General features: G+C 44.7%; 6 protein-coding genes and 1 pseudogene. 6 read left to right on the top strand and 1 reads right to left on the bottom strand.

Features of this window, described 5'->3' with window-relative positions:
• Window positions 1-36 precede the first annotated feature (36 nt).
• Entirely contained in the window at window positions 37-237 is a 201-nt protein-coding gene (locus STRDD04_RS00045) for a 4-oxalocrotonate tautomerase (protein ID WP_262366365.1), read from the bottom strand.
• A 153-nt stretch (window positions 238-390) separates the two neighbouring features.
• Between STRDD04_RS00045 and STRDD04_RS00040 the strand changes: the two genes are divergently transcribed.
• The 6 genes and pseudogenes from STRDD04_RS00040 to STRDD04_RS00015 all read left to right on the top strand — a co-directional run.
• Window positions 391-963: a thymidine kinase gene (locus tag STRDD04_RS00040; RefSeq protein ID WP_062198274.1), complete on the top strand. Its 573-nt coding sequence runs from the start codon at window positions 391-393 to the stop codon at window positions 961-963.
• A gap of 36 nt (window positions 964-999) precedes the next feature.
• Window positions 1,000-2,079: a peptide chain release factor 1 gene (gene prfA / locus STRDD04_RS00035; RefSeq protein WP_062198272.1), complete on the top strand. Its 1,080-nt coding sequence runs from the start codon at window positions 1,000-1,002 to the stop codon at window positions 2,077-2,079.
• The gene (prmC, locus tag STRDD04_RS00030) at window positions 2,079-2,909 is read left to right on the top strand and encodes a peptide chain release factor N(5)-glutamine methyltransferase (protein ID WP_062198269.1); all 831 of its coding nucleotides are present in this window, start codon (window positions 2,079-2,081) and stop codon (window positions 2,907-2,909) included. The genes prfA and prmC overlap by 1 nt, the downstream gene beginning before the upstream one ends.
• On the top strand, window positions 2,902-3,495 hold the full coding sequence (locus tag STRDD04_RS00025; protein ID WP_062198267.1) for an L-threonylcarbamoyladenylate synthase: 594 nt from the start codon (window positions 2,902-2,904) through the stop codon (window positions 3,493-3,495). Before prmC ends, STRDD04_RS00025 begins: the two co-directional genes overlap by 8 nt.
• A 110-nt stretch (window positions 3,496-3,605) precedes the next feature.
• Window positions 3,606-4,868, top strand: coding sequence for a serine hydroxymethyltransferase (glyA, locus tag STRDD04_RS00020; protein WP_062198265.1), 1,263 nt, complete (start codon window positions 3,606-3,608; stop codon window positions 4,866-4,868).
• A gap of 1 nt (window position 4,869) precedes the next feature.
• Window positions 4,870-5,768 (top strand): annotated as a pseudogene (locus STRDD04_RS00015) (nucleoid-associated protein); the annotation flags it as partial.

Raw genomic sequence — 5,768 nt, 5'->3', positions numbered from 1 at the left:
AATTGAGAGGCTAGGACTTTTGTCCCAGCCTCCTCTTTATTTTGTTCGCATTTCACCTTGTGGAAAATAGGTCCCTTCTGGCATATCATTAATGATGACGTGGACTGCTGATTGAGGTGCGCCAGTATTTCTGACAACGGCTTCCGTCACTTCCTTGGCTAAAGCCTTCTTTTGTTCCAAGGTACGACCTTCAAATAAATCAATTCTGACAAATGGCATATTTTCTGCCTCCTTTATTTTGTTAATATTATTTTATCACAAATGAGGTTTGAAAGAGTGGTGAATTGTGGTAAAATAATAGGAAGTATGGTCAGTCTTCTCAACAAAATTTTTTACAGAGTTGGAAGTCCTATAAAAGACAATACTTAGAGAGAAAATGTAGAAACAAAAATGGCTCAATTATATTATAAATACGGCACAATGAATTCGGGCAAGACCATTGAAATTTTAAAAGTAGCCCACAACTATGAAGAACAAGGTAAGAGTGTAGTTATTATGACCTCGGCTGTTGATACCCGCGACGGCTTTGGAGTTGTTTCCAGTCGTATCGGTATGAAGCGGAATGCTATGGCTATTGAAGATCAGACGGATATTTTTGGCTATATCCAGCAGCTGCCTGAAAAACCTTATTGTGTTTTGATTGATGAGGCTCAATTCTTGAAACGCCACCATGTCTATGATTTGGCAAGAGTGGTGGATGAGCTGGATGTTCCAGTTATGGCTTTTGGTCTGAAAAATGACTTTCGCAATGAGCTCTTTGAAGGCTCCAAACATCTCTTGCTCTTGGCCGACAAGATTGAGGAAATCAAGACCATTTGCCAATATTGCTCTCGTAAGGCCACGATGGTCTTGCGGACAGACCACGGCAAACCTATTTACGACGGAGAACAGATTCAAATCGGTGGCAATGAAACCTATATCCCAGTTTGCCGTAAACATTATTTTAAGCCCGACATCAAATAATCGATTGACAGAAACAAAGGAGATGATGAAAAATCTATGAATATCTATGAACAGTTACAAGCAGTGGAAGACCGCTACGAAGAGCTTGGCGAACTATTAAGTGACCCAGATGTGGTCAGCGATACCAAGCGATTTATGGAGCTTTCTAAGGAAGAGGCCAGCACTCGCGATACAGTAACGGCTTACCGCGAGTATAAAAAAGTCCTGCAAAACATCACAGACGCTGAAGAAATGATTAAAGACGCCTCTGGTGATGCTGACTTGGAAGAAATGGCCAAGCAGGAGCTTAAAGATGCCAAGGCTGAAAAAGAAGAATACGAGGAAAAACTAAAACTCCTCCTTTTACCTAAAGATCCAAACGATGATAAAAACATCATTTTGGAAATCCGCGGTGCTGCAGGTGGTGATGAGGCGGCTCTCTTTGCAGGCGATTTGCTGACTATGTATCAGAAGTATGCGGAAGCCCAAGGCTGGCGTTTTGAAGTCATGGAAGCTTCAATGAACGGCGTCGGTGGTTTCAAAGAAGTAGTGGCTATGGTTTCAGGGCAATCCGTTTACTCTAAACTCAAGTATGAGTCTGGCGCCCACCGTGTGCAACGGGTTCCTGTGACCGAAAGCCAAGGACGGGTTCATACTTCTACAGCGACAGTCCTGGTTATGCCAGAAATCGAAGAAGTAGAATATGACATTGATCCTAAAGATTTGCGCGTTGACATCTACCACGCATCTGGTGCTGGCGGTCAGAACGTCAACAAAGTGGCGACAGCTGTTCGTATTGTCCATCTGCCAACCAATATCAAGGTCGAAATGCAGGAAGAGCGGACCCAGCAGAAGAACCGTGAGAAGGCCATGAAGATCATCCGTGCGCGTGTTGCTGACCACTTTGCGCAGATTGCCCAAGACGAGCAAGACGCTGAGCGTAAGTCTACTATCGGTACTGGTGACCGCTCTGAGCGTATCCGTACCTATAACTTCCCGCAAAACCGTGTTACAGATCACCGTATCGGCTTGACTCTGCAAAAGCTAGATACCATCTTGTCAGGTAAATTGGATGAAGTTGTGGATGCCTTGGTGCTTTATGATCAAACGCAAAAACTAGAAGAGCTGAATAAATAATGACATTAGCTCAATATTTGGCTGAATTAGAACAAGAGCTGGTAGCAGCTGGAGAAGAAGCAGAAAGCCTGTCTTTCGTTTATCGAGCTCTCAATGAGCTCTCCTTTACCGACTTTGTTCTCAAACTTCGGGCAGAAGTTAGCCAGGAAGAACGTGAAAAGCTAAAAGCGATTCAAGAGCAGCTGCTTGCTCACATGCCGGCCCAGTATATCATTGGGAACAGTGACTTTTACGGTTTGACTCTCAAGGTTGATGAGCGGGTGTTGATTCCAAGGCCTGAGACAGAGGAGCTGGTGGAGCTGATTTTGTCAGAAAATCCTGAAAAATCTCTGTCTGTCTTGGATATCGGCACCGGCAGCGGAGCCATTGCTCTTGCACTGGCAAACAGCCGTCCAGACTGGCAGATTACTGCTTCTGACATTTCGAAAGAGGCTCTTGCCTTGGCGGCAGAAAACGCTCAGTCCTGCGGACTTAACCTAGCTTTTCTCCAATCCGATTGCTTTGAAGAAATTAGTGGAAGATTTGACATTATCGTCTCCAACCCGCCCTATATTTCAGAAGCGGATATGGATGAAGTCGGACTCAATGTTCTGGCCTCCGAGCCTCACATGGCCCTCTTCGCAGAAGAGGATGGCTATGCCGTCTATCGGAAAATAGCCGAGCAGGCAGGAGACTATTTCACAGAAAAAGGAAAAATCTATCTGGAAATTGGTTACAAGCAGGGAACAGGCGTCAAGGAATTATTTAAAAAATCTTTCCCGCAAAAACGAATCCGAGTCTTACAGGATCAATTTGGCAAAGATAGAATGGTGGCAGTAGACAATGGATAAGATAGAGAAGACCCTGGCTGCAGGCGGAGCTGTTGTCCTGCCGACGGAAACAGTTTATGGACTTTTTGCCCAGGCCTTGAACGAAGAGGCGGTTCAGCAAGTTTACGAATTAAAACGAAGGCCTCGTGACAAGGCTCTTAATCTCAACGTGGCTAGCTTGGAAGAGATTTATTCCTTTTCCAAGAACCAGCCCAGTTATCTGGAGCAACTCTATCAAGCCTTTCTACCTGGACCGCTGACTATCATTCTCCAAGCCAATGACCAAGTCCCAATCTGGATTAACTCAGGCATGAAGACCATTGGTTTTCGAGTTCCCAAGCATCCGATCGCATTGGATTTAATTCGAAAATACGGTCCTCTAATCGGGCCATCCGCTAATCTGTCCGGCCTCACCAGCGGTGTCAATTTTCAGCAGATTGTGACGGATTTCAACCTACAGGTCCTAGGTATTGAGGATGATGCCTTTTTAACCGGTCAAGATTCGACCATCCTAGACTTGTCTGGTGATAAGGCCCGCATCCTGCGTCAGGGCAGTATCACCAAACGAGAGATTCAAGATCAGGTTCCAGAAATAGAATTTGATTAACTAATATATTTTGAGACAAATTGTCTCTAATTTCAGGCGATTTTTGCAGTGCAAGACTCAAGTCATTCGACTAGGTTACTTGCCCAGCCATTACATGAAGGGAGTACCTTATGATTTTTGACCAAGAAGACTATAAAACATTTGATAAAGACCTCTGGGAGGCAGTTGCCAAAGAGGAAGAGCGACAGCAGCATAATATTGAGCTGATTGCTTCAGAAAATGTCGTTTCTAAAGCTGTCATGGCTGCCCAAGGCTCTATTTTGACCAATAAATATGCTGAAGGCTACCCAGGTCGCCGTTACTATGGCGGGACAGATATAGTGGATGTGATTGAGAGTCTAGCGATTGAGCGCGCTAAGGAAATTTTTGGTGCTAAGTTTGTGAATGTGCAACCTCACTCAGGCAGCCAAGCAAATTGTGCTGCTTATATGGCTTTGATTGAGCCAGGTGATACAGTTATGGGGATGGATTTGTCTGCGGGCGGTCACTTGACTCACGGTGCGTCAGTCAGCTTCTCTGGCCAAACCTACAATTTTATATCTTATAGTGTTGATCCAGAAACAGAATTGCTGGACTTTGATGCTATCCTCAAGCAAGCCAAGGAAGTGCAGCCAAAGCTGATTGTGGCAGGTGCTTCAGCCTATTCTCATATCATCGACTTTTCAAAATTCCGTGAAATCGCTGATACGGTTGGCGCCAAGCTCATGGTCGATATGGCCCACATCGCTGGCTTGGTCGCTGCTGGTCTCCATCCGAGCCCTGTGCCTTATGCGGACATCACAACCACGACGACCCACAAGACTTTACGCGGACCTCGTGGCGGCTTGATTTTGACAAATGATGAAGACCTAGCTAAGAAAATCAACTCAGCTATCTTCCCAGGCATTCAGGGTGGACCATTGGAACACGTCATTGCAGCCAAAGCAGTGGCCTTTAAAGAAGTGCTAGATCCAGCTTTCAAGGTTTATGCCCAGCAGATTTTGGACAATGCCCAAGCCATGGTGCAAGTCTTCCGTCAGCATGATAAGTTCCGTGTGATTTCTGACGGTACTGAAAATCACCTTTTCTTGGTTGATGTCACTAAGGTTGTAGAAAATGGGAAAGTGGCGCAAAATCTCTTAGATGAGGTCAATATCACGCTTAATAAAAACTCCATTCCTTACGAAACCCTGTCACCATTTAAGACTAGCGGAATTCGTATCGGTACAGCAGCTATTGCAGCTCGAGGCTTTGGTGTAACAGAAAGTATCAAGGTGGCTGAACTCATTATCAAGGCTCTGGAAAATGCTGAAAATGAAGCCGTGCTCAATCAGGTACGGGCGGAAGTTCGCGAACTGACAGATGCTTTTCCGCTCTATGAAGGTTTGAACTAAGATGGACATTTATGTAAAGAAGGCCATCATTCATCAATTCAGCCCAGCTGATACGGACTTGCTGTTGGCGGATAAGTTTCTCAACATCACTCCTAAGATTGAAGAATACCTGCGCAAGAAAATCGAGCGAGTTTATTCTGACGAGGCTAAAACAGGCATTTTCGATCCTGAAAACGTCTTTTAGCCCAACTTTCAGATGACCTACTGGAAACATCAGTGACAGTGGCCAAGCTCTGGCAGGAGGAGTTTTCGGTCAGTGAAAACCAGAAAACCAACGATCTGATTTTGTCCAGTTTGACAAAGAAGGTGTAGAGCACTTCGCTTTTCTGCGGATTGCTCTGCGTGAAACCCTAACCCACTTGGATGGCGAGCTGGACAATCCTATCAAGCTGACACAGAACAATCTGCCTGGCTTTGGTACGGGTGCGGACGAGGCTTTGGTCATCAATCTCCAGTCTCGCAAGTACCATCTGATTGAAAAGCGCATCAAGTACAATGGTACCTTTCTCAACTATTTTTCTGACAATCTCTTGCAGGTCAGTCCGAAGATTTCACCAAAAAAATCCATCAAAACTCTGGAAAAAACAGCTCAAAAAATTGCTGAAAGTTTTAATACAGACGACTTCCAGTTTCAGTCCAAGGTCAAATCCAGTATTTTCAAAAATCTTGAAGAAAATGATGAATTGTCACCAGAGAAGCTGGCAGACGAACTTTTTGACAGTAATTTGACAGCTCGCCTTACTTTTATTGACCAAGTTAAGGAAACTGTACCAGAGCCAATCAAGTTTGACGAGATTGACAGCAGTCGCCAGAAAAAGAAGTTCGAAAATCAAAAATTGTCTCTCTCTAATGGGATAGAACTGATCGTTCCCAATAATGTCTATCAGGATGCTGAATCCG

The organism is Streptococcus sp. DD04 (assembly GCF_001578725.1).
GTDB lineage: Bacteria > Bacillota > Bacilli > Lactobacillales > Streptococcaceae > Streptococcus > Streptococcus sinensis.
This window is presented reverse-complemented; position numbering and strand designations above follow the sequence as displayed.